The organism is Microcoleus vaginatus PCC 9802 (assembly GCA_022701275.1).
GTDB classification, from domain to species: Bacteria; Cyanobacteriota; Cyanobacteriia; order Cyanobacteriales; family Microcoleaceae; genus Microcoleus; species Microcoleus vaginatus_A.
The window spans coordinates 6,619,293-6,642,616 of sequence record CP031740.1 but is presented as its reverse complement, the minus strand read 5'-3'; the positions used below and the strand labels follow the sequence as shown (position 1 = coordinate 6,642,616).

19 protein-coding genes, 1 tRNA gene and 3 pseudogenes are annotated in these 23,324 nt (G+C 46.0%); 12 read left to right on the top strand and 11 right to left on the bottom strand.

The features are described 5' to 3' along the window. Positions 1–159 precede the first annotated feature (159 nt). The 5 genes and pseudogenes from D0A34_27460 to D0A34_27440 all read right to left on the bottom strand — a co-directional run bounded on the left by D0A34_27460 (position 160) and on the right by D0A34_27440 (position 3,788). Positions 160–615, bottom strand: coding sequence for a D-tyrosyl-tRNA(Tyr) deacylase (locus D0A34_27460; protein ID UNU22071.1), 456 nt, complete (start codon positions 613–615; stop codon positions 160–162). 164 nt (positions 616–779) lie between these two features. Beyond that, positions 780–1,892 carry a GTP-binding protein gene (locus D0A34_27455; protein ID UNU22070.1) on the bottom strand — a complete coding sequence of 371 codons (1,113 nt, stop codon included), beginning with the start codon at positions 1,890–1,892 and terminating at the stop codon, positions 780–782. Between the two features lie 124 nt (positions 1,893–2,016). Beyond that, the gene (locus D0A34_27450) at positions 2,017–3,180 is read right to left on the bottom strand and encodes a glycosyltransferase (protein ID UNU22069.1); all 1,164 of its coding nucleotides are present in this window, start codon (positions 3,178–3,180) and stop codon (positions 2,017–2,019) included. Between the two features lie 134 nt (positions 3,181–3,314). Continuing rightward, positions 3,315–3,542 (bottom strand): hypothetical protein, encoded by a 228-nt coding sequence (locus D0A34_27445; GenBank protein UNU22068.1) that lies wholly within the window; start codon positions 3,540–3,542, stop codon positions 3,315–3,317. 86 nt (positions 3,543–3,628) lie between these two features. Next, positions 3,629–3,788 (bottom strand): annotated as a pseudogene (locus D0A34_27440) (GTP-binding protein). Between the two features lie 148 nt (positions 3,789–3,936). Between D0A34_27440 and D0A34_27435 the strand changes: the two are divergent. Then, complete coding sequence (locus D0A34_27435) at positions 3,937–4,131, top strand: hypothetical protein (GenBank protein ID UNU22067.1); 195 nt, start codon at positions 3,937–3,939, stop codon at positions 4,129–4,131. A 109-nt stretch (positions 4,132–4,240) separates the two neighbouring features. Here D0A34_27435 and D0A34_27430 read toward each other — a convergent pair whose 3' ends face one another. Next, entirely contained in the window at positions 4,241–4,642 is a 402-nt protein-coding gene (locus D0A34_27430; protein UNU22496.1) for a fasciclin domain-containing protein, read from the bottom strand. A 427-nt stretch (positions 4,643–5,069) separates the two neighbouring features. Between D0A34_27430 and D0A34_27425 the strand changes: the two genes are divergently transcribed. The 7 genes and pseudogenes from D0A34_27425 (at position 5,070) to D0A34_27395 (ending at position 14,522) form a co-directional block, all read left to right on the top strand. Next, a complete protein-coding gene (locus tag D0A34_27425; protein UNU22495.1) occupies positions 5,070–6,104 on the top strand; it encodes an aldo/keto reductase in 1,035 nt (344 codons plus the stop codon). 838 nt (positions 6,105–6,942) lie between these two features. After that, complete coding sequence (locus D0A34_27420; protein ID UNU22066.1) at positions 6,943–8,244, top strand: glycosyltransferase family 1 protein; 1,302 nt, start codon at positions 6,943–6,945, stop codon at positions 8,242–8,244. 132 nt (positions 8,245–8,376) lie between these two features. Then, entirely contained in the window at positions 8,377–9,627 is a 1,251-nt protein-coding gene (glf, locus tag D0A34_27415) for a UDP-galactopyranose mutase (GenBank protein UNU22065.1), read from the top strand. Between the two features lie 104 nt (positions 9,628–9,731). Then, entirely contained in the window at positions 9,732–10,088 is a 357-nt protein-coding gene (locus D0A34_27410) for an anti-sigma factor antagonist (GenBank protein UNU22064.1), read from the top strand. 216 nt (positions 10,089–10,304) lie between these two features. Continuing rightward, positions 10,305–12,188: a glycoside hydrolase family 2 gene (locus D0A34_27405; GenBank protein UNU22063.1), complete on the top strand. Its 1,884-nt coding sequence runs from the start codon at positions 10,305–10,307 to the stop codon at positions 12,186–12,188. A 202-nt stretch (positions 12,189–12,390) separates the two neighbouring features. After that, positions 12,391–12,936 (top strand): annotated as a pseudogene (locus D0A34_27400) (hypothetical protein). A 317-nt stretch (positions 12,937–13,253) separates the two neighbouring features. After that, positions 13,254–14,522, top strand: a complete 1,269-nt coding sequence (locus D0A34_27395) for an IS701 family transposase (protein UNU22062.1) — start codon at positions 13,254–13,256, stop codon at positions 14,520–14,522. Here the strand turns inward: D0A34_27395 and D0A34_27390 are convergent. Next, positions 14,487–15,839, bottom strand: coding sequence for a hypothetical protein (locus tag D0A34_27390; protein UNU22061.1), 1,353 nt, complete (start codon positions 15,837–15,839; stop codon positions 14,487–14,489). The genes D0A34_27395 and D0A34_27390 overlap by 36 nt on opposite strands. 63 nt (positions 15,840–15,902) lie before the next feature. Next, a complete protein-coding gene (locus D0A34_27385; protein ID UNU22060.1) occupies positions 15,903–16,757 on the bottom strand; it encodes a hypothetical protein in 855 nt (284 codons plus the stop codon). Between the two features lie 222 nt (positions 16,758–16,979). Here D0A34_27385 and D0A34_27380 point away from each other — a divergent pair, with 222 nt between their 5' ends. Next, the gene (locus D0A34_27380; GenBank protein UNU22059.1) at positions 16,980–17,471 is read left to right on the top strand and encodes a helix-turn-helix domain-containing protein; all 492 of its coding nucleotides are present in this window, start codon (positions 16,980–16,982) and stop codon (positions 17,469–17,471) included. A 597-nt stretch (positions 17,472–18,068) separates the two neighbouring features. On the opposite strand, the gene D0A34_27375 is transcribed toward D0A34_27380, so the two are convergent. Next, positions 18,069–18,141 (bottom strand) — tRNA-Glu (locus tag D0A34_27375). Positions 18,142–18,225: 84 nt separating this feature from the next. Further along, positions 18,226–19,272: a M42 family peptidase gene (locus tag D0A34_27370; GenBank protein ID UNU22058.1), complete on the bottom strand. Its 1,047-nt coding sequence runs from the start codon at positions 19,270–19,272 to the stop codon at positions 18,226–18,228. A 206-nt stretch (positions 19,273–19,478) separates the two neighbouring features. Between D0A34_27370 and D0A34_27365 the strand changes: the two genes are divergently transcribed. Then, entirely contained in the window at positions 19,479–19,865 is a 387-nt protein-coding gene (locus D0A34_27365) for a hypothetical protein (protein UNU22057.1), read from the top strand. A gap of 17 nt (positions 19,866–19,882) precedes the next feature. Then, the gene (locus D0A34_27360) at positions 19,883–21,601 is read left to right on the top strand and encodes a hybrid sensor histidine kinase/response regulator (protein ID UNU22056.1); all 1,719 of its coding nucleotides are present in this window, start codon (positions 19,883–19,885) and stop codon (positions 21,599–21,601) included. A 187-nt stretch (positions 21,602–21,788) separates the two neighbouring features. Here D0A34_27360 and D0A34_27355 read toward each other — a convergent pair. After that, positions 21,789–21,998 (bottom strand): annotated as a pseudogene (locus D0A34_27355) (M42 family peptidase). Positions 21,999–22,314: 316 nt separating this feature from the next. On the opposite strand from D0A34_27355, the gene D0A34_27350 reads away from it, so the two are divergent. Beyond that, on the top strand, positions 22,315–23,076 hold the full coding sequence (locus tag D0A34_27350) for an FkbM family methyltransferase (protein UNU22055.1): 762 nt from the start codon (positions 22,315–22,317) through the stop codon (positions 23,074–23,076). The last annotated feature ends 248 nt before the right edge of the window (positions 23,077–23,324 follow it).

Genomic DNA, 23,324 nt, shown 5'->3' with positions numbered 1-23,324 from the left:
AGATTGTGGAATCGAGACTCGGCAGAGTGTAGCTAACTGCAATGTATTCTGAAGCTACGGCACAGCATTTAGGAAACCCGGTTAATCTGAAAATTTGATCTTATTCAAGAAGGAAGAAGGAATAAGAAAGAAGCACAGAGAGCTTTGTTTGCAAACAATTCAGCCTGATTCTTTCTCTAATACCAAAGTCACCGGCCCGTCATTCTCGATCGAGACTTGCATCATCGCTCCAAACAAGCCTGTTTCAACTTTTAAGCCGCTCTGGCGCAACTTTTCGACAAATTTATCATAAAAAATTTCAGCTCGTTCGGGAGCCGCCGCTCGGTCAAATGAAGGTCGCCGACCTTTGCGACAGTCGCCGTAGAGCGTAAACTGACTCACAACCAGCAACTCGCCACCGATGTCTTGTACCGACTTGTCCCAGCGCCCGGTATCCCCGGCCGAGTCGGGAAACACACGCAATTCCAGGCATTTGCGAGCCATCCAATCGAGTTCTGCTTCGGTGTCGGTGTCTGCAATACCTACAAGCAAGTTAAGTCCGCAGCCAATTTTGCCGACAATTTGACCTTTAATTTCGACTTGAGAAGATTTTACTCGCTGGATGATGACTCGCATTGGAAATCGGTAATTGGTAATAGGAAATTACTCGTTACCAGGCTAGAGCCTGGTAACGCAGATGCTTTGGCTCTGCCTCCTCTCTTCCTGACTACCAGAGAGGCAGAGCCTCTAGACATTGGTTCCCAGGCTCTAGCCTGGGACTAGAAAAGAATATTTTACTGTTAGTTTTTCCCAAAACCTTTGCCGCGATTGGTTGAAGGCATACAAAGACAGTTTTCGAGTTGCGATCGCAAAGTCTCGGTATCCAAACCCTGACCGATGAGAACAAGCTGGTTTTTCCGCTCGCCTTTCCACTCGTCATCGTCCATCGTAAATCGCTTGCCGCTCAAGTGAAAAATATGGCGTTTGGGGCTTTCTTCAAACCACATAATCCCTTTCGCGCGAAACACGTTTGTTGGCAGTTGGTTGTCTAAGAAATATTGAAATTTCCTCAGAGAAAAGGGCTTCTCGCTCTGGAAAGAAATTGAGGTAAATCCGTCATTTTCTAAATGGTGGGAGTGGTCGTGATGGCTGTGGTCGTGATGGTCGTGATGGTCGTGATGGTCGTGATGGTCGTGATGGTCGTGATGGTCGTGATGATCGTGGTCGTGACTGCTAGGAGTTTTTTCAGATTGGAAATATTTGTCAGATTCAAACAATCCGACGCTGAGGACTAGCGGTAGGGGAACTTCCGATTTTACGGTTCGCAGAATTCGAGCACCTTCTTTGACATCCCGAATCTTAACTTCCAACAAATCTAAATCTGCTTCTTCAACCAAATCAGTTTTGTTGAGGATAATTATATCGCCGTAAGCTATTTGACTGTAAGCTGCTTGAGAGTTGAACAAATCTAAGCTGTAGTTGGCTGCGTCTACTACTGTCACTATCGAATCGAGACGAGTCAGGTCGCGGAGTTCTGTGCCTAAAAAAGTCATTGCTACTGGTAGCGGATCGGCGAGCCCGGTTGTTTCGACTACTAGATAATCGAGATTTTCTTGACGTTCCAGAACTTTGTAAACAGCATTAACCAAATCTTCATTAATTGTGCAGCAGATGCACCCGTTGTTCAGCTCAACCATGTTGTCGTCGGTGGTGACAATCAGTTCGTTGTCGATGCCGATTTCGCCAAATTCATTTACCAAAACTGCTGTTTTCAAACCCTGCTGGTTGGTCAGGATGTGGTTGAGCAGGGTTGTTTTCCCACTGCCGAGAAATCCTGTAATGATGGTAACAGGCAATCCGTGTTTGGGAGCGCCCATCGCCTGTTCTGTCTCCGACTGAGTTGTAGATTGCATAGCTTGAATGTCAAATAAGGTCTGAAGCTTAAACTTGTGGTTCTTATTGTATCTTATATTAATTCCGAACAGGGCGTTACAAGCGCTAATTATCGGAAGTTGCAAGTATGCGATCGCACCCTGTTTAATTTGGCGATCGAATTGTTGGCAAAAGTACCTCTAGGAGTTGGTCTGTAACGTGTTTCCAGGTAAACCCAGTCGCTACAAATTTGGGGCCTGCTTCCCGAGAGCGATCGCACCACTCCGGCTGTTCTATAATATTTTTCATTAAGGCGATCGAATGTTCTAAATCGGGCATCAGGCGAAATATCGGCTGACCGTTAGAAGTACCTTCTTGAAACGTACTTTCGACGTGCCAAGCAAAATCGGGAGTTGTAAAATCATCTGTCGGGCCGCCTTTAGTGCAGATGAGGGGCAAGCCACAAGCGATTGCTTCTAGGGCGGGCAAATTGAATCCTTCTGCTAAATAAAGAGATACGTAGGCATCGGCGGCTTGATAAAGTTGAGCCATTTTTGCAAAAGGCAGTGTTTCTCCTATGTAAGCCATGCGCGGCAGAACTTTTTCTGCTTCGTCAAATGTCAGTTCATCTATGTTTTGAGCGATCAGAGAATCCGACTCATATATTGATTCTTCTCCTTTCAATACTAATCTCGCTTCCGGATAACTTTCAACTACAACTGCGAAAGCTTTTAACAATAAATCGATGCCTTTATTGGGAGATCCTGCACCGACATTCAAAAATACAAATCCCTCCCATCCTAGCTGTTTCCTCAAAGCTTCGCGTTCCGATTTTGTTAAAGGTTTGTAAATATTCGGATCGATGCCGCAGGGTATGACAATGGTGCGATCGGGAGTCGCACCGCTGCGGATAAATCCGGTTTTCGACCACTGGGAAGGCGTAATAATAATTATATCGGAGTTGCTGTGTCCTTCGCGGAGGGAAGCTGCGCCCGTTATTCTAAAGTTTTCGTTGTGCAGAATTCCCCATTCTGTTGTGGCAAACAAGCACGTCCGTTTTGTATTTGAGGGGGCAAAATTGTAAGGTACTGAGATCCGTAAGGTAGCGTCTGCTTTTATAGACGCGGAAGGGTGGGGAATATTATTTATTGCTGCTTCAGCAGTTGCATCTAACAAACCGGTTGCTGGCTGCCAATTTTCGTCTAGATAGGGGATATCTTTGTGGAAAAGTTCTAAATTGGGATATTTCAGCATTTCTAGTAGCTGAAATTGATTGGTGATCGCGTAGGAGTGTGGCAAAAAGCGCCAGCCTTCAACAATTATACGCATTTATTTGTTAGTTGTTAGTTGTTAGTTTTGGTTGGTTACGGCTCGCCCTTCACCGATTACCCCTTACCAATGCCCTATTACCAATTACCCGTTACCAATTAACAGAAAGGGTTATTTGGTTACAAAATAATTGATTAAAAAGTTGATTTGTCAATTTTATCGCTCGTGTTTTCGGGTAAGATGATATCTAGAAACGGGTCTAGTGGCTGTTTCCCAGGAAAGTTTTTAACTACAAAACGGGGGTCTGCAATTCGAGGTTTGGCTGTAAGTGCAGGTGGTGCGATAACTGTCTGCATCAACTGGTCAAATGTTCCCAGGCGCAAGCTAAAATAAAGAGTTTTTTTTGCTATTTTCACCGACATAAATTTACTTTCTACTTACTTTCTAGGGGCAGTGAAAAGTCTGGGTGAGCGAAATTGTCGGGAATGCCGTCGGCTGTGGCGAATAGGGTTGTTTCGACTACTAGATAGTCGAGATTTTCTGGGCGTTCTAAAACACTGTAAACTGTATTAATCAATACCGATAAATCCTGTAAGGATTGTAACGGGTAAGCGGTGTTTGGGAGCGTCCATCGCCGGTTCTGTCTCGGGCTGAGTTGTAGATTGCATAGCTTGAATGTCAAATAATGTCGATCGCACTTTCTTTGTGGTTCTTATTGTATCTTAATTAGCACAAGGCCTCGTAAACCCAGTTTCTCGGAGAAATGTTGGGTTTGGTGGCCAGGTATCTACGCATCAACCGGCAATCAGCGCGAGAGTGCAAAATAAGTGCGTCGCTAATTCTCGGCAATTGCTAACGCGGTCAATCGCACTTTTTTATTTTTTTGATAATATTTTGTCCAGAGTACCTGTCGCAGTTAGCCTGCAACCAGTTTTCCCGGTAAATCCAACAGCGACAAATTTGGGGCCGAATCAAGTTGAGTGCGATCGGTCAATTCCCGCTGCTCTATAATAGTTTTAATTATTGAGCTGCCTAAAATATTTAAACCTCAACGAAAACAGGGCGGCGGCTAACTATAGCCACCGCCCTCAAGATAGTATTGCGCTATCTAAGTCTGTGCTTACGCAGGAAGCAAGACTGAATCAATAATGTGGATGACACCATTATCAGCAGCAACATCGGCTGTTGTAACGGTAGAATCATTGATTTTGACGCCATTGGAAGCATCAATTTTAACTTCTGAACCTTCAACTGTCTTGGCAGATTTCAAGTTGACCACATCAGCGGCCATAACTTTGCCAGAAACGACATGATAAGTCAAGATTTTTGTCAGCTTAGGAATGTCATTAAGCAGTGCTTCTACAGTACCTTCGGGAAGCTTAGCAAAAGCTTCATCAGTAGGCGCGAAAACTGTGAAGGGGCCAGCGCCTTTGAGAGTATCGACTAAACCAGCGGCTTGGACTGCAGCAACTAGGGTAGTAAAAGAGCCTGCCGAAACGGCGGTATCAACGATGTCAGCCAAGTGAGTCACCTAGTTTTTGTAATCTATAGGTCACTATAACGCTAAAAAGTTAAATTAGCTACATTAATTTTTTCTCTAGTTCTGTCTGGTTGTCTGAATATTTAAGATAGCACTTTTTAATTTAACTCCTTTCAGAAGGTACCTATCTAAAGGTAGATCTTTTTTTGGGGATTTTACTGTATTTTGATTCATTAATGTAATCCTAAATATATTAGTAACATGATCGCCCCTGCCCGGTGTTTAAACTAAACGCAGGGGCGATGGCTCGGAGTCCCGGAAGCTAAGACATTTTGATTGACTTGGCAAAACATTCAACATTAAGCACAGCGCTAAGGCCCCGTAAAACCCGCCACCCCGACTGATGGCAACAGTATGGGAAATCCACAGATTTAAACTGTTAACAACCATTAACCAGCGCAAGGGTGACATGAGATACAAACTACTAGGTCACAGCGGACTTCGCGTTTCCGAAATCTGCCTCGGAACCATGACTTTTGGGGAAGAGTGGGGTTGGGGGAGTTCCTACGACGAAAGCCGGAAAATGTTCGACGCCTTTGCAGAAGCGGGGGGCAATTTCATTGATACCGCGAATCTCTACACCAACGGTACTAGCGAAAAATATGTCGGTGAGTTCATCGCGGCCGATCGCGAAAAATGGGTAGTTGCCACTAAGTATAGCCTCAACATGAAGAATGGCGAAATCAATGGTTTCGGCAACCACCGCAAAAATATGGTGCAAGCAGTAGAAGCAAGTTTGAAGCGATTGCAAGTTGAATACATAGATTTGCTGTGGCTGCACGCTTGGGATTTTACCACACCCGTCGAAGAAGTGATGCGCGCTTTTGACGATTTGGTGCGCGCCGGTAAAGTTCTTTATATCGGCATTTCTGATACGCCGGCTTGGATTATTTCTCAAGCAAATACGATCGCCAACCTGCGCGGTTGGACACCATTTATCGGCTTGCAAATCGAGTATTCTTTAAAAGAGCGAACTCCCGAACGGGACTTGATCCCTATGGCAAAAGCCTTTGATATTGGCGTCACAGCTTGGAGCCCCCTAGCAGCCGGTTTGCTAACAGGAAAATACAACACTTCAGAAACAGCCAGCGAAGCTAAACGGCTGAATTCACCTGAATTGGGAAAAATTAACGAACGAGACCTCCAAATTGCTGACGAAGTTAGCAAAATAGCAGCCGAAATTGGCAAACCTGCTTCTCAAGTAGCCCTAAATTGGCTGCGACAACAGCCAGTCCAAGTTATTCCGATTGTGGGTTCCCGCAAACTCTCGCAACTTCAGGAAAATCTCGCTTGTTTGGAGTTTGAATTAACCCCGGATCAAATGCAGCAGTTAGAGAAAGTAAGTGCAATTGAATTGGGCTTTCCCCACGATTTCTTAAAGAGTTCGACGGTGCAAGATTTTGCCTTTGGAGGGGGACTGGCAAAAATTGACCACCGACTTTAAAATTGCTGCTATCTTCTAGTCTGGGCGGGTTTACGTGGATATTTGGCGTTTGATTGCAGATGTCGGGGAAGCCGCCCTTAGAGGGATGATTGACATTTGTGCTGTGGGCGCGAGGTTAAACTGAGGCCCACAGCACAAATGTCATCACCTTGGTTTCTTGCCACAGACTCGCGCAAAATCTTAGGTTTCTCGTTGCGGTTGCCTGGTTTCTTTGGTATTGTTGAGACAGGTGCTGTTCGGTGAGTTTAACCTCACTGCATAAACTGTCAATTGTTAATCTATCGGAAGTCAGAGCTCTCGGGCGCAACTTGGTATATTAGGATACAAATTTACCAAATTAGCGATCGGATAAGTTAAAAAAAAGCCAGGTTTGTCAAATCAAAAAGCAACATAAACTTGATCACAAATTTTCTATCATCTCCAAATAAAGCAATAAAACTCGCTCTTTTTTCACCCCGTCCCTGCCAGTTAAGAGTCATTTTACAAGGTCGATCGGCATTTTAACGGCTTTTGAACCCAGCATGCAAGCTAAGCGCGTTCTGAGATAGAACTCATCCTTCAGATAGAAGTTAGGGCAGAAAAACTGGGTTACATTTAACAGCAATAGCAAGTCTAACAATATTAACTTATCTCCAAGTTTCAATTCTGAAAAAAGCAGATAAGCGTGTTTCTCCGCAGCTAAACAGTTTCTTTGTTTGGTTTACTGAATGCGGCGCTTGCTCGTCAATAAAAGTTCTCAGATTTATGCTTGCGACTTTCAGTAAGAGAATGCTGAGAAATATATCCTATTGACAAATTTTAACGGACAAATTTTCATGGACAAATTCCAGAGGCTAATATGTCGCCCCCAGAAAACTCAGTAAACAATAGTTATAGCAATAAAGAGCCAGCATGGGAGATCCGATTTACCTCTATAGATCCAACCAAATCGCCCTCTCAATTTGCTTCCTCGCCCGCATTGCGCGCCAAATTATCAAAAACTGAGGCTTTAGATGTACCAGATTTAGTTTGCCTGTCTCATTTGCGGTGGAATTTTGTCTATCAGCGTCCGCAACATCTCTTGAGTCGTTGTGCGAAAAGTCGTCGCGTATTCTTTGTAGAGGAACCGATTTATAGCGCGGCTACAGATTGGTGGCTGGATGTCAGCATCCACGAAAGCGGAGTCTGGGTAATAGTACCGCACCTGACCAAAGGAACCAGCGAAGCAACAGCACAAACTGCTCAGCAAGCCATGCTAGATGATTTGTTTCGAGCGGCCGAAATCAGCCAGTACATCCTCTGGTATTACACACCAATGGCTGTCAGTTTCACAAACCACTTAAAGCCGCTAGCTGTAGTCTACGACTGCATGGATGAATTGGCAGCATTCAAAGGCGCACACCCAGATTTAAAAGCCAATGAAAACCAACTATTAAAGCACGCCAGCGTAGTATTTACAGGCGGACACAACCTTTACGAAGCCAAACAGCACCAGCACCCCAACATTCACGCCTTCCCCAGCAGCATCGAAAAAGAACACTTTGCGACAGCCAGGAATCTTTCACAAGAACCGGCGGATCAAAAAGACATTCCTCACCCGCGTTTGGGATTTTATGGCGTCATAGACGAACGCATGGATATCAAACTGCTGGGGGACATAGCCCAAGCAAGGCCGGACTGGCATTTAGTCATCATTGGCCCGGTGGCGAAAATCGCTCCGGCAACTCTGCCAACTCACCCAAATATCCACTATCTCGGTGGCAAATCTTATCAAGAACTGCCAGCGTATCTTGGCGGGTGGGATATCGCAATGCTGCCTTTTGCGATAAACCAATCGACTAAGTTTATTAGTCCCACGAAAACTCCAGAATACCTCGCTGCCGGCAAACCTGTGATTTCTACTCCTATCCGCGACGTGGTGCGGCCCTACGGAGAAAACGGCTTGGTTCGGATTGCTAGCAATTCTGAAGAATTCGTTGCTTGTGCCCAAGAAATCCTCAGCGAAAGTTCGGACGTTCGCACCAAGTGGCTGAGTGACGTAGACGCCTTTTTAGCAGACAATTCTTGGGACAATACCTGGGGTGAAATGCTGGGGTTGATCGAAAGTGCGATCAACCAGAAACGGCAGAAAGCCCAAGACCGGATGAAAGTTTTAAGTTAGGAATGTTGAGGTTGAAGTTAAAGAGTTACACTTTTTTACGGATTCAAAAATTAACACTCAACACTCCTCGCTTTATCTCCAATTACCAATTATTCCTTACCCTTACCCTTACCCACAATCAGAGGTGTTTCAATGTTTGACTATTTAATCGTCGGAGCCGGATTTGCAGGTAGCGTCATTGCCGAAAGACTAGCAAATGAAGCTGGAAAAACTGTCCTGATAATTGATACCCGCAACCACATCGGCGGCAACGCATACGATCACTACGACAACCACGGCATCCTGGTACACAAATACGGCCCCCACATTTTTCACACCAATTCGCGCCCAGTTTTCGAGTATCTTTCGCGCTTCACCGAGTGGCGGCCCTACGAACACCGCGTCCTCGCCAGCGTTGACGGTCAACTGCTGCCAATTCCCATCAATCTCAACACCGTCAACCAACTTTACGGACTGAATCTCACCTCATTTGAAGTAGAAGATTTCTTCGCGAAAGTAGCAGAACCAAAGGATTACATTCGCACTTCTGAAGATGTGGTTGTCAGCAAAGTCGGTCGCGAACTTTACGAGAAATTCTTCCGCAACTACACCCGCAAACAGTGGGGAATGGACCCGTCGGAACTCGATAACTCAGTGATTGCGCGCGTACCCACTCGCATTAACCGGGACGATCGCTATTTTACCGATACCTATCAAGCAATGCCGCTGCACGGCTACACTCGGATGTTTGAAAAGATGCTTTCTCACCCAAACATCAAGGTGATGCTGAATACCGACTACCGGGAAATTGAGGGTTTTATCCCTTACGGAGAAATGATTTACACCGGGCCTGTCGATTCCTATTTCAATTATTGCTACGGCAAACTTCCTTACCGTTCCTTGGAATTCAAGCACGAAACACTGAACGTACCCGTACACCAAAAAGCACCGGTCGTAAATTACCCCAACGAGCATTTATATACTCGCTGCACGGAGTTTAAATACCTCACCGGACAAGAGCATCAAAAAACTAGCATTGTCTACGAATATCCCCAAGCTGAGGGAGACCCTTACTACCCGGTTCCGCGTCCAGAAAATGCCGAAATTTACAAGAAATATAAGGCTTTGGCTGATGCAACTCCGGGAGTCTCTTTCGTGGGAAGGCTGGCGACTTACAGGTATTACAACATGGATCAAGTGGTCGCTCAAGCTCTGACAACTTACAAACAAATTACTACCAAGCCGGTAATTGAATTGGTAGAAAATGTTAACGGTTCGGCTTCTAATGTAAGCTCCTCCAATGCAGTTACCCCCTCTCGCCCAGCCGCAGCTTCTCTAGAAGTCGCTGCTGTCAACAACGGCAACGGCAACGGCAACGGTAACGGCAACTCTGCTAGCAAGTAGCTGGAAGCGGCGAGTTACGGCTAAAAAGGTAAGGTGCCCACAGAGCACCTTACTCGGTTTTCATCAAAAGTTATTTAATAATTCAAACAAGCACTGAGGTAAAAATGAACGTTCTAGTTAAAATTGTTTTGTCTCATGAGGTTTTGGAAAATTCTCAATTTGCTCAGTTTCAGAAAGAAATACAGCGCCTCATTGAAAGCGGTGGCAAAATTCTTATGCTGGATTTCTCAAAAATAAATTTCCTGAAAAATTCCGAGTTAATGGCTGTAGTGGCGATCGTGAAATTAGTTAGAGACAGCCAATGTATACTTTTGATCTCGGCCATGAGCGAACAAGTTAGAATTCTCTTTGAACTCACGGGACTACAGCAAATATTTCAGTGTTTGCCGTTTGCGGAAGAATTTTCTCTCAAAAGTGAGCTAACTGAACCGTTAGGAGGTTTGCACAGTCTTGCTAGCTAGAGGGAGAGGGGGACAGGGGGAGAGGGGGAGAGTGGGGGATAGGAAAAATCTTCCTGGTTTATTCTTCTTTCTTCTGACTAATGACTTCAGCACAAGAGAGCCTTCAGATGAGCCTGTTTTAAGGTGCAGAACTTTTGCAAATTAATCAGCAAAAAACTTGTCAAAGTGGTGGTAATTGTAGCTAACCTATAAATATAACTTTGGGTAGATGTGCCGATGAGTTGGTTAGGTAGAGAACTAGAAAATTGCGAGATAGAAGAGTCTGCAACTCTTGATAGTAAGGTCACAGTTCAAGGACAGAAAACAGGTTATCCGCGCCCTCAACTGCGCCGGAGCAACTGGATTTGTCTCAATGGCCAGTGGAGATTTGCTTATGATGACGCGGGCCGCTGCGTGCAGCCGATCGATATTTCTGAGTGGACTCACACTATAGAAGTGCCGTTTGCTCCAGAATCGGCAAAAAGTGGGATCGGGGACACGAATTTTCACCCCAACTGCTGGTACGAGCGCGAATTTGACCTACCCCATACAGAAGGAAGAACTCTCCTCCACTTTGGGGCCGTAGACTACCGCGCCCGCGTCTGGGTGAACGGTCAGTTTGTCATGGAACACGAAGGCGGACACACTCCTTTCACCGCAGACATTACAGCACTTGTGAACCTCAACGGGCCGCAGCGGGTGACAGTCTGGGCCCAGGACGACCCGCAAGATTTGGAGCAACCGCGCGGCAAGCAAGACTGGCAAATAGAGCCACACAATATTTGGTATCCGCGCACGACCGGCATTTGGCAGACAGTCTGGGTAGAATTGGTGCCTCACACTTATATCGAGCGCATCCGCTGGACTCCCCAGTTTGAACGCTGGGAAATCGGTTTTGAAGCGTTTGTCGCGGGCGATCGCCAGTCGGGAATCCAGGTAAAAGTTAAACTGTCGATCGGCTGTATGCTGCTGGTCAACGACACCTACGAAGTCATCAACGGCGAAATCCACCGCCGCATCGCGCTCTCCGACCCTGGTATCGACGACTACCGCAACGAATTGCTGTGGAGCCCCGAAAAACCGACGCTAATTAACGCTCAAGTGCAGTTGTGGGCCGACGGCAAACTGCTCGACGAGGTTAAATCTTATACCGCCATGAGGACGGTGAGCATCCAGCGCGATCGCTTCATGCTAAACGGCCGCCCCTACTATTTGCGACTGGTGCTCGATCAAGGTTACTGGCCCGACACCATGATGACTGCCCCCTCCGACGAAGCTTTGCGCCACGATGTCGAATTAGTCAAAGCAATGGGTTTCAACGGCGTCCGCAAGCACCAAAAAATTGAAGACCCCCGATTTTTGTACTGGGCTGACGTGCTGGGGCTCTTAGTGTGGGAAGAAATGCCCAGCGCCTACCGCTTCACTCCCAAAGCCGTTCAACGGCTGACGCGGGAGTGGACGGAAGTCATCGACCGCGACTCCAGCCACCCCTGTATCGTAGTCTGGGTGCCGTTTAACGAATCTTGGGGAGTTCCGAATTTAGTCGAAGCAGCAGCCCACCGCAACTACGTGCAAGCGCTGTATTTCTTGACAAAAACCCTCGATCCGACTCGCCCCGTCATCGGTAACGACGGGTGGGAAAGCATCGATACCGACATCCTGGCGATTCACGACTACGACAACAACCCGCACACCCTAGCCAAGCGCTACGGGCCCGAAGTCCAGCTAGCGGATTTGTTCGATCGCGGGCGTCCGGGAGGGCGCATCCTCACCCTCGACGGTCACCCGCACCAAGGACAGCCGATGATGCTGACAGAATTCGGTGGCATCGCCTGCGCTGGCCGCGAAAACCCCGATTTTTACAGGGTTTGGGGCTACGTACGCGCGTCGGACACCCAGGAACTGCAAAGGCGCTACATTGCGCTGCTGAAGGTGGTAAACCAAGTGGAAATGTTCAGTGGATTTTGTTACACGCAGTTGACCGATACTTACCAAGAAGCTAACGGTTTGCTGTATGCCGATCGCACTCCCAAGTTTCCCCTAGAGGTGATCGCGGCGGCAACTCTCGGCGCGGATATTTCCGAAGACAGTTCACAGCCGCAAGCTATTACTCAATGCTAATTGGTGATTTGTCAAGGAAAAAGTGAAAATCTCAGATTTTTTCTGATTTCATTTTGAGTTTTTTCCGCTCGATATACTTCTTACAAAAATACCGTTTGTAGTAAGGACTTGAGTTTTTTATGATTGAAATCTAAGGAATTTAGTCCTGACTACAAACCAGAATGCCCCATTACCCATCGGATTGATGTTTCAAAGTTTTTTCCTGGGCGGATTTGAATGTTCCACCCAGAGATTGCGATCGGGAAAACGCCTCGATGTCACAGCCGCCACCGGTCACGATAAATTTGCAGCAGCCGACTAATAACGCTTGCAGGATCAAGGCATTTACACACTCCGCATTATTGGGGTGAATTATTACGATCGCAATCAGTGGATTCACAATGAAGAGCCGATGAAATACACGGATCCGCTGTACCGCCCGTTTGGTGAAATGCTGCAAGAAGTGTTCGAGCGCTACCGTCGCCCCTTATTCATAGCAGAAACAGGCACTGAAGACGATTTTAGACCGGTCTGGTTTAATTATGTGTGCACTGAGGTAATGGCGACGATGAAAGCAGGAGTTCCGATAGAGGGAATCTGTTTGTATCCGATTGTCAATCATCCGGGTTGGGACGACGACAGACACTGTTACAATGGTTTGTGGGATTATTGCAATGAATCGGGCGATCGAAAAATTTACCAGCCTTTAGCAGATGAATTGCAGTTTCAAAGGCAGCAGATTGAACCGTTGCTGAAGTTGCAGAAGTGATAGCTGCGATCTAATTCTGTAGGGTGCGCTGCGGCGCACCTTATACTAAATCTGCGTTAACAATACTAAATTTGATTTCCTTTGTCTTCGCTCAACCCAGCATAAAAGAGTCAAGCTCATCTACATTGTGAATAATCTTGGAATCAGGAACGCCATAGGCTTCAGCTAATTCGATACTAGCTTGCAATCTCAAGTCAAGGTTTAAGTTACGATCGAAAGCTGCTTCTGCTAAATTACCTAGCGGGACTTAAACAAAAAAATTGTGCTAAAAATAGTATAATGTAGTCAGGTTAAGCTTTTTACGTCAAAAACGCGCAATGAAAGAAACAACTCCTAGCGCCATGCCACCATGCTTCGATCGATGGTGTCGTCGTTTTGACGATGTTTTTAGCCATCAAGCCCAAAAAACAGGGTTTAAGCACTATTTAGGGGGATTATTGGGAGAAAGTGAGCGAAAAAACCTGACTCAGATGTCAAGAGACTGTATAGGAGTTACATACAACCGATTGCATCATTTTTTGACAGAAGCTCCTTGGAATGCCCAGCAAGTTAACCAACGACGGTTGCAGGTGATGCAGCAGTGTAGGCAGACTCATATCAGCAGAGGGTTTACTCTGATAATAGATGATTCCGGTCACAGAAAAAGTGGCAATTTAACAGCAGGAGTTGGTCGGCAATATATTGGAGAAATCGGAAAAACAGATAATGGTGTAGTAGTGGTAACTACACACTTATATGATGGAGTGAAAAGCCTACCACTTGATGTTGAATTATATCAACACGCTCATTCGTTACCTCAAGGAAAAGAAAATCCAGAATTTATTAAAAAACCCGATATAGCCATCAAACTAATTGACAAATGCTTAGAAAGGAAAGAGCGACCAGCAGTAGTTTTAATCGATGCAGGCTATGGGAATAATAGTAGATTTTTGCAGGAGTTAGAGAAAAGGAAGTTAACCTATGTAGGAGGATTAGCCAAAAATCGAAAAGTAGTCTGTCAAATAGAACCCGAGCGACAACCCGAAGAACTCAAACTCTCAGAATTAGCAAAACGTTTACCAGCAGAGGCTTTAAGTGCTATTACACTAAATCGGGAAAAGCCCAGAACTGTGTGGGTAGCAACTATCACAGTAGAATTCTCAACCATGTCCGGGCCAAAAACAGTCGCTATCGTCATGAATGCTCCGACTTGTTCTACCGCCACAGAAGTTGATTATTTAGTGACTAACGCTGCCAGTGAGCGGGCAACAGCATCATGGATAGTAACAACTTACTCCCAACGTAATTGGGTAGAAGTGTTTTACCGTGAAGCTAAAGGATGGCTAGGGTTAAAAGAATATCAAATCCGAGGAAAGAGAAGCCTTTATCGACATTTAATATTAGTATTTTGTGCTTATACTTTTATCATTTGGCATCAGTTAACAGGAGGATTGCGTCGGCAGTGGGCTAACCAACCTTTAACAACATTTACTGAAGCTTTGTCAGCTTTTAGAACAGCTATATCTTACAGGTTTTTTGGCTGGTTGCAAGAAAACAGGGACCTATTTACTTTATATAAAGCCAGTTTGGGCTTTGTTTGGGCTTAAAACTTGTTTAAGTCCCACTAGTCCTTCATAGGTAGCAAGAAGATTAGCAACGGCTGCCTTGTAAGCTCGGTCAATTTTAGCGAGGGACTGTTGATAATATTGTTCCACTTGTCGAGCAAGATGAGTATCTTGCCCCAATAACTGCTTGCAAAAACCAGTCACCATTCGACCCGCGCTCGCACCAATGACAGCGCCAACAACAGGAATCGGAATCAAAGCTTGTCCGATAGTAGCTCCAGCAGCAACAATGGCTGAATCAGCACAAGCAAATAAACTTAATTCAACGAATTGATCGGCAGTAATTTCCTCTCGATTCAAACTACCGACTAAACTAGCAACTTCCAAGCCTGCACTAACAAAAGCACCAGCTAAAGGTGCAGACATTTGGGTAAAATTGGTTAACCCATAAATAGCTGTTGCCGATATACCACTAAGTGCAGCTCCTTTTGCGGTATCAATTCCAATTTCTTGCCAGTCTTCGGGGGTTAACTCACCCTTAAAAACGTTTTTACCTTGCTTATACTTAGCGTAAAGCTTAGTAGCAAATCGAATACTACCACCAATAACCGCGCCTTTAACAGCAACGTTACCAAAATCAGCCAGAGTAGGTTGAGCCTCGTAGCGTATCCCATCCTTAATTTGTTTGTGTTCTTGCTTTAAGTCATGCTCTTTGCGGTCTAGCGTATCGTCAACTTTGCCTATTTGCACATCTTCATAGTTAGACGATCCAGCTTGAACAGTCTGACTGAAAGGACGACCAGACATCTGCTCTACTTCTTGAGCTTTTTCTTGTATTTTTTGAGCAGTACGACTTGTTATTCCCTCGACTTGTTGCCCTTTCAATATTTTATCAATAATTTCATATTGGTTTTTAGGGATATGGTAATATGACCCATCTCTGCCAAAGTTTTCGTATTTCTTCATGTGGTCGAGAACGTGGTCTAAATTATTGCCAATCCCATTCACAAATTTAGACTGTACTTTAATACCATCAATTAAATAATCTTCCGGTGCTGTTCTACCCACTCCCTCAAAAGTAGCGCGAGTTTCAGAGGAGTTCAAAAGAGATTTGGCATTGCGAATACCAACTTCCACTTGCTCAGCTATTTCACCGTGTTTTGTGCTTGTGTTTCCCAGAATTTTTTCGGGGCTACCTACAAAATTACGAACTTTATCAATCTCCCCCACCGCTGCAAAAAAAGCTCGGTCTTGTTTACTGAGTTCCGTTGCAAGCTGTTCTGCATGGCGTAGATTTTCCTCTGCTACTATTGCAGCAACGAATTGAGTTGTTAGATGTCTATCTTCTCTTTTTTCCATGTTTAATAATTTGCAGCATTACTCCCTAATTGCTAGAGCCTAATGCTGCACTCAAAATTATAATTACATTTTCAGGTTTACGGTCTTTTTAATAGACTCGCTCAGGGAAGTAATGGAATTGATTAAAGTCCCCAGCCTTTGTTTGAGAGCTTGGCTAAAATTCAGGTAATTCAAAGGTGCATTCTGCTTGAAGTATTGCAGTTCACTTTGAATCAAGTTAGCTAGTTTGACAGTTTCCCCCTCCAGAAGATTGACTTCTTTCTTGGTTATGTTGACTTTAGCTATGTCACCTTCAATTTCAATAGCGCGGTTAGTAGCTTCTCTCCCAATTTTCTCATTCTCGCTACTTGTCCAAAAAGCACTACCAGCCAAAGCTACCCCACCAATCCCCCAGCCAATCGGCCCTGCTAGTGCCAGCAGTGCATTTCCAGCCACCATACCGCCACCACCGACAGTAAGAGCGCCACCTCCTAACCAGGCTAAAGCAGCATTAACGGCGGCTGCACCGGAAAGAGAAGCAATCGCAGTACCTGTTGAGGCTGTTCCAAAAGTTGTGGCAATTGCCATTGCTGCTGCTGGCCCAAAACAGGCCACTCCTGCTCCAGCCATGACTCCTGCACCACCTGCTGCCGCGGCTACATTGCTGTTATGAGCCGAATAAATTAGATCCCAATCTTTGCCAGTAATTTCCTTGAGCTGAAACTTCAGTTTTGTAACGACTTTGCTAAACTCTTTTGGCGAGTTGGCCAACGTGTTAATGTAATTTTCGCATAGTTGGATAATCTCAACCCCACGATTGACTCGCGTTTGATAAAGACTTCCAGCCGCATTTTGTAAATACTCACAATCTCTTTGGTACTTTTCTACTGCACGGCGCAGTTTCTCTTGTGCCTCTTTTTTGTATTCGTGGTTAAACATTTACGGGTAAATACCTAATTATGAGGAGTTTGGGTTGATAACTCTGTCGAGCAGAAAACGGTACCTCGCAAGAAGTGAGCCTTGCCCGAATTTCCTGTGTAAAATTAATCACGATCCTGCTTTCCCTGATACTAATCTAACTACCTTTAACAAAGAAACTAATAAGCATTAGGAATCGTGTTAGACTTTGATTATAAAAAATCCAGCAACCTATCCCCTGCAATGGCATCCTCTAACGATCGCTTCCCCGAAGCTGCCCGGGACTGGGACTTAGAAACCCTCTACACAGACCTAGCATCCGCCAAGGGAAAGCGGCTCACGCCCACAGAGAAACAACATCTACGGGGTCTACTCTGCGGCTACAGTCCCGCCGAAATTGCCGAAAGGCTCAGTAAAAACCCCAAGGGAATTGCGGTGGATTTCTGTAATACTTTATACCAGTATGTAAAAAATCTTGTAGGTAAAGCTGATGAAAAGGTAGAAAACTGGAGGAAGATTTGTGAATGGCTGGAGGACGCAGGATATAAAACTCAGCCGTCTCCCGAACCTGAGTCAGGCGATTGTTTATCGGCAAAAATTATAATAAAAAAAGCAAATGTAGTTCTTGATAAAAATCAAATCATAGTTGATATAAACCTGCGAATCGTAGCTTCCTCACCTTCAGAAATTCCCATTATAGAAAAGTTTGATATCAATGGCAATGGTGCAAACTAACGAAAAGGCGATCGAACGCATCAGCTTAATGTTAAACCGACCGTCGGGAATTCCGTCAGTCCGCCAGCGGTTGAAATCCCTGCCTCAAAGCAAAAGTCCTCTTGCATACGACTGAAGAACTCATTAGTTCTCGACCGAGGACTTAAGGTATTAACCAGGGGCTTAAGACAGGGGTTGAAACCTCTACATCAAACAAAACTTACGCAGGCACACTATATATAGTATGCCAAAAAAAGGATCTCACTTTTTCTCTCATAAAGAGCGATCGTCACGAGATTAAAAACTTGATGGCTCAAAAAACCACCAACTCTGCTGTTCAACAAGAAATAAACCTAACCCTGGCAGGTTTAAATTCTCTTTAATTGGTAATTAATTGCTAATTCTGATAATTGATTTAATAAGGGGACTTACGAATCAACACCAAAGAAACCAAACTAAATAAAGCCAGTTTTTGCGGTTGCGGCAGGCTGTCACGGGTCTTCTGGGCAAAAACCAGGTTTCTGGCTACCCGTGCGTAAGTCCTAATAGCAATAAGGGCGGGCAAAATGCCCACCCCACATACTAGATATCAGTTTGATATCAGACTTAAATTTTCAATACCCCCAGGGGAATTCGAATCCCCGTCGCATCCGTGAAAGGGATGTGTCCTAGGCCTCTAGACGATGGGGGCGCGTTGCGTTTGCTTGTGTTCCGCACCTTTATTACCTTAACTAATCTTTCCCAATCTGTCAACTACTTGGCGAAAGTTTTTTTTCTAGTCGTCCCAAAGCTCGTCACAGTAGGCTTTGAGGATGGCGACGCAATTGCCGATCGCCCCGAGATGAGCAATTTCAAAGCCGTGGGTGTTCTGGGTGGGGAAAGCCAAACAAGCGGCGCGGGCTACGTGGCCGAACTTCATGGCGATCGAAGCATCGCTCCCAAAACCGCTAATTACCGCCAACTGCACCTCTACATCGGCTGCTGTGGCTGCTGCGCGCAATTGGGCGTTTAATCCTTCATCGTAGACTCCGTAGCCGTCCTGAACCAGCAAAACCGGGTTTTCGCTGTCACGAATCGGGTATTCCGGTGCTAGAGGGCAAATTTCCAAAGCGATCAGCGCGTCCAACGGCTGGCGCTGGGTGAAATACAAAGCTCCGATCGCTCCAACCTCCTCCTTCGCCGACGCTACCAAGTAAACATTCACCGCAGGCTCTTTCAAACATTCCGCCAGAGCCAGCAAAATCGCCACTGAAGCCTTGTTGTCAAGAGTGTAGCTGGCGATCCAATCCTTTAACCGCAGCGGGCGCTTGCGGTGCTTTCCCACCACCATCCGCGTGCCCGGTCGAATTCCGGCCTCGGCTAATTCCTCGGCGGTACACTTAGTTTCGATCCAGGCATTTTCCCACTTTAAAGAAACATCTTCCTGCTGAGCTTTCTGAGGAGATTCGTGAGAAACATGGCGGGAACCGAAGCTGAGAATGCCGCTAATTGTTTGCTTGTCTCCGAGCAAATCCACCACGCCTTCGCCGTAAACCCAAGGAAATGCGCCCCCCAATCTGCGGACTTCCACGCGGCCACTCTCGCCTATTGTTTTAACTAGGGCGCCAATTTCGTCTTTGTGGGCGGTAATGGCGATCGACTTTTCGGGATTGCGGCCCTTAATTAGGGCGATCGCATTATCCGCGCGATCGAGCCAAGCATTCACTCCCAGGGCGGCGAATTTTTCCATCAACCGCTGGTTAATTTCCGACTCCGCACCGCTGGGTGAGTGCAGCATTACTAATTCTTCGATTGTTTGGAACAGGCGATCGAACTCTAACATTTTTAATTTTCGTTTTTAGGAGCGAATTTTGACATATATTAAAGCAGATTTACTCTCTATTTCCCCGGCGGTACACTTAGTTTTAATTCAGGCATTTTCCCACTTGAAAGAAACATCTTCCTGCTGAGCTTTTTGAGGAGCCTAGGAATGAAGCAATTGGTCGCAGCAAAGGGGGATTGAGTAACAAGATTCATGGGAGCGCGTGGATGCGTTGGGCAATCCGTTGGGGTTTCACCTCGCCCCCGGACAAGCTGGTGACGCGAGCAAGAGCCGCCCAACTGCAGCCATTACTGGTGGCGGATACACTGCTTGCTAACAAGGGCTATGATCCAGATCAGCGTGTGATTGACCGCCTCAATGCCGAGGGGCAGACCACCGTGATTTCACCTCGCCGCAATTGCAAGACCCTGGAAACTTACGATGCTCAATTGTACAAAGCCCGTCAGTTGAGTGAGAACTTTTTCCCCAAGCTCAAGCATTATCAGGCAATCGCGACGCGCTATCACCCTAGGGCGGTGAACTTTCCGGCGTGCGATGCTTCTGGCTGCTGCGGTCATCTGGTTGAATTGATGACACCCCCTAAATTAACTTGACAGTGCCGTAAACTAATATGCCTGACCTCTTGAGCACCTTCTTTTCTAATAATTTCATTCCTCACGGGCATTGTTACCTCTGGAAACCGGGGTTAGTCTGGCTGCACTTAACGTCCGATGCCTTGACTACCCTCGCTTATTTCTCGGTGGCGGTTGCCATTGTTTACTTTACGAGTAAGCGTAAGGATCTGCCTGCCCACACCGTGATACTGCTGGTGGGTTTCTTTTTTATCTTTGCCTTATGTGGCACGACCCACCTGATGGGAATAGTGACACTTTGGCACCCCATTTATTGGGTTTCAGGACTGATCAAAGCTGTCACTGGTGCTTGGTCTTTCTATACGTTCACCTTTTTACTGATTCCCTTAATTCCAGTGGCACTCGATACGCCCAGTCCAGCTCAACTTGCCCTTACAAACCAGGAACTAGAAGAGAGTCGCCGCCGTATCCAAGCGATTAATGTGGAGCTAGAGCAACGGGTGCAAGAACGCACTTCCCAACTCGAAGCGTCTAATCGCACCAAAGACGAATTATTGATGCGTGAACAAATAATTCGGGCAGAGGCAGAGGCAGCTAACCGTGCCAAGGATGAGTTTCTCTCGATTCTTTCTCATGAACTCAGAACTCCTCTCAACGCGATCTTAGGGTGGTCAACGATGTTACGGCAAAAACACCTGAGTGAGGATAAGGTGGCGCGCGCTTTGGAGACGATCGAGCGAAACGCGAAGTCTCAAGCCCAGCTCATCGAAGACATCCTTGATATTTCTCGCATTATCACGGGTAAACTGCGCCTCCGAGTCCGTCCTGTCAACCTCGTGTCGGTGATTGAATCGGCGATTGAGTCTGTACACTTGGCGGCTGAGGCAAAGTCAATTCGCCTGCAAAGCGTACTCGATTCTGAAGCTGGCCCGCTCTTGGGTGATGCCGATAGGTTGCAGCAAGTTGTGTGGAATCTACTTTCTAACGCCCTCAAATTTACGCCTAAAGACGGGCGAGTCCAGATTCTTTTGCAGCGGGTTAATTCCCATGTTGAAATTACTGTCAGCGACACTGGAGCAGGCATCAGCTCCGATTTTCTACCGTTTGTCTTCGATCGCTTCAGCCAGCACGACAGCACGACTACTCGCAGTTATGGGGGGTTGGGTTTAGGGTTAGCCATTGTGCGTCAATTAGTTGAATTACATGGCGGGACTGTAACGGTAGTGAGTCCAGGGATAGGACAGGGGACGACCTTTACAGTCAAACTGCCCGTGATGATTATCCATCTACCACCCAGCGCTCCAGAGCCATTAAACTCGCTCGTCGAGGCGAAGGGGAGATTTCAGGCCTCGCCGACCCTTGAGGGCTTACAAATCTTAGTGGTAGAGGACGAGGCTGACGCGCTAGAGTTGCTGAGCACGATTCTCGAAAAGTATGGTGCTGAGGTCATGGCTGTGGCTTCGGTCAAGGAGGCCTTGACCATTATCGAAACCGCAACCGATCGCAGGATCGATGTTTTAGTGAGCGATATTGGGATGCCGGATGAGGATGGCTACTCCCTGATCCACCAGTTGCGTCAACTTGAAGCGCAGCGGGGCGGTAGGCTACCGGCGATCGCGCTGACGGCTTATGCCCGGAATGATGATCGTCAGCAGGCACTATTAGCAGGTTTTCAGATGCATTTGACCAAACCCGTAGATGCTGCCGAGTTAGTGGCGGTGGTGGCCAGCCTCACCGGGCGTACAAGCAGGTGCTAAAACCCAGGTGTTCCAGAACAAATGTTGCGTTTGAGAATAATGGGCTACTTGTCAGCTTGGGGTGAAGGCTAGGGGTTGTGGGAAATCAAGCTTGTGAGTGTCGTCAGCAGGACAAACGTCTGTTAACTTGATTCAGGTAACAGGTCTACTGTATCCAGGATAGGAAGGACTGTGAGTGGTTATCGAGTAGAGTCTGCATGAGTGCTAGATTCTCTAGGATGCCAATTTCATCTTTGTGAGCGGTAATGGCGATCGACTTTTGGGGATTGCGGTCGGGAATTAGAGCGATCGCATTGTTCGCACGATCGACGAGCCAAGCATTCACTCCCGGGCCGGCGAATTTTTCCATCAACCGCGGGTTAATTTCCGACTCCGCAGCCCTGGGAAAGTGGAGCATTACTAACTCTTCAATTGTTGGGAGCAGTCCATCGAACTCTAACCTTTTTCAATTCCGTGTTTTGAAGCGCATTTTGACATATATTAAAGCAGATTTACTCTTCTTATGAACAAAAAAATAACTCTCTGTAATGATATCTAGCGCCTTATCAACACACCCGTAATCCGGCGGATTGGCTGACTAAAAATCTCGCGTTCAGGTTGAATTCGCAGACTTAAACTGGATTTACAAACGGTGCAAAATGTGAATTATTACCTAGAGGCTTTTCCATCATCTAAGGTTATTTTAAAATTACCACAAATCTCAATCTCTCCCTATGCTTGTCCATAAACTTCAGCAACTCCGGCAGCGCCAAATTCGAGCCAAAAAGTTAGGGATTAAATTTAACAGAGTTGCTAGCTTTCAATTGCCAGAACAATTAATTGTGCAAGGAAAACTGCATCGAGTAAACGTGCCTGCAGAGAAAGGCATGGACGGAGAATTTATAGAAGTGCTTTTAGACGACTGCTACGGAGTCGAGCAATTATCTGAATCGCTGATGACAATTATTGATATTGGAGCCAATGTGGGCTTATTTCCGATTGCTGCGAGGAACAGGTTTCCCCAGGCCGTAATTCACGCCTACGAAGCTAATCCATACCTAGAAAATTACCTCAAACATCAATCTCAAATCGCAAATTTTACATATTTTATGGAAGCAGTAGGAAACCGAGATGGTAAAGTAGTCCTCGACATTCGGGAAGTTTCGGGAAAAACCAGATCGATAGTTAGCGAAAGCGGCGAAATACCAATGGTATCATTTCGCAGAGCGATCGAGCGAATTGGTGGTAGCGTCGATTTAGCCAAAGTAGACTGCGAAGGTGCAGAATGGCTGTTATTTGAAGATCGAGATACTTGGCAACTTGTGCAAAACCTTTCTTTAGAATATCACTTGTGGTCTGGTCACACTCACGCGGAAACCCGACAAATTATTGAAAACTTAGGATTTCGGGTCGGAAAGCAAATACCAATAGATAAATGGTACGGCTCGATTTTAGCATCCCGAACCTGCAACCCTTCAGCATATAGCAGATGTTGAAGAAGGAAGTTCGGCAACGGATTCACTTTCTTCTGATGTAACGGATGTCAGAAAGAAGGTTAATTCTTCTGGAGTTGTGGTGATAAGTCAAACTCATCAGAAAAGCCAGCTAATAACCGGGTACGAAAATTGTCGAAGTTAGCAAAGCCCTAAGCTGTTGTGCATTTAAATATGGTTTCATTAAAAATGAATAATGAATTTAGCCAATCACTCAAAAAAGACCAGCCAATAATTATCTCAACGAGACG

Excerpts from the sequence above, each read along its gene's own strand:
- D0A34_27410 (UNU22064.1), top strand. The coding sequence starts at position 9,732 with ATGAACGTTCTAGTTAAAATTGTTTTGTCTCATGAGGTTTTGGAAAAT.
- D0A34_27350 (UNU22055.1), top strand. The coding sequence starts at position 22,315 with ATGCTTGTCCATAAACTTCAGCAACTCCGGCAGCGCCAAATTCGAGCC.
- D0A34_27380 (UNU22059.1), top strand. The coding sequence starts at position 16,980 with ATGGCATCCTCTAACGATCGCTTCCCCGAAGCTGCCCGGGACTGGGAC.
- D0A34_27420 (UNU22066.1), top strand. The coding sequence starts at position 6,943 with ATGTCGCCCCCAGAAAACTCAGTAAACAATAGTTATAGCAATAAAGAG.
- D0A34_27405 (UNU22063.1), top strand. The coding sequence starts at position 10,305 with ATGAGTTGGTTAGGTAGAGAACTAGAAAATTGCGAGATAGAAGAGTCT.
- D0A34_27445 (UNU22068.1), bottom strand. The coding sequence starts at position 3,542 with ATGTCGGTGAAAATAGCAAAAAAAACTCTTTATTTTAGCTTGCGCCTG.
- D0A34_27460 (UNU22071.1), bottom strand. The coding sequence starts at position 615 with ATGCGAGTCATCATCCAGCGAGTAAAATCTTCTCAAGTCGAAATTAAA.
- D0A34_27450 (UNU22069.1), bottom strand. The coding sequence starts at position 3,180 with ATGCGTATAATTGTTGAAGGCTGGCGCTTTTTGCCACACTCCTACGCG.
- glf (UNU22065.1), top strand. The coding sequence starts at position 8,377 with ATGTTTGACTATTTAATCGTCGGAGCCGGATTTGCAGGTAGCGTCATT.
- D0A34_27360 (UNU22056.1), top strand. The coding sequence starts at position 19,883 with ATGCCTGACCTCTTGAGCACCTTCTTTTCTAATAATTTCATTCCTCAC.
- D0A34_27425 (UNU22495.1), top strand. The coding sequence starts at position 5,070 with ATGAGATACAAACTACTAGGTCACAGCGGACTTCGCGTTTCCGAAATC.
- D0A34_27395 (UNU22062.1), top strand. The coding sequence starts at position 13,254 with ATGAAAGAAACAACTCCTAGCGCCATGCCACCATGCTTCGATCGATGG.
- D0A34_27455 (UNU22070.1), bottom strand. The coding sequence starts at position 1,892 with ATGCAATCTACAACTCAGTCGGAGACAGAACAGGCGATGGGCGCTCCC.
- D0A34_27390 (UNU22061.1), bottom strand. The coding sequence starts at position 15,839 with ATGGAAAAAAGAGAAGATAGACATCTAACAACTCAATTCGTTGCTGCA.
- D0A34_27365 (UNU22057.1), top strand. The coding sequence starts at position 19,479 with ATGCGTTGGGCAATCCGTTGGGGTTTCACCTCGCCCCCGGACAAGCTG.
- D0A34_27385 (UNU22060.1), bottom strand. The coding sequence starts at position 16,757 with ATGTTTAACCACGAATACAAAAAAGAGGCACAAGAGAAACTGCGCCGT.
- D0A34_27370 (UNU22058.1), bottom strand. The coding sequence starts at position 19,272 with ATGTTAGAGTTCGATCGCCTGTTCCAAACAATCGAAGAATTAGTAATG.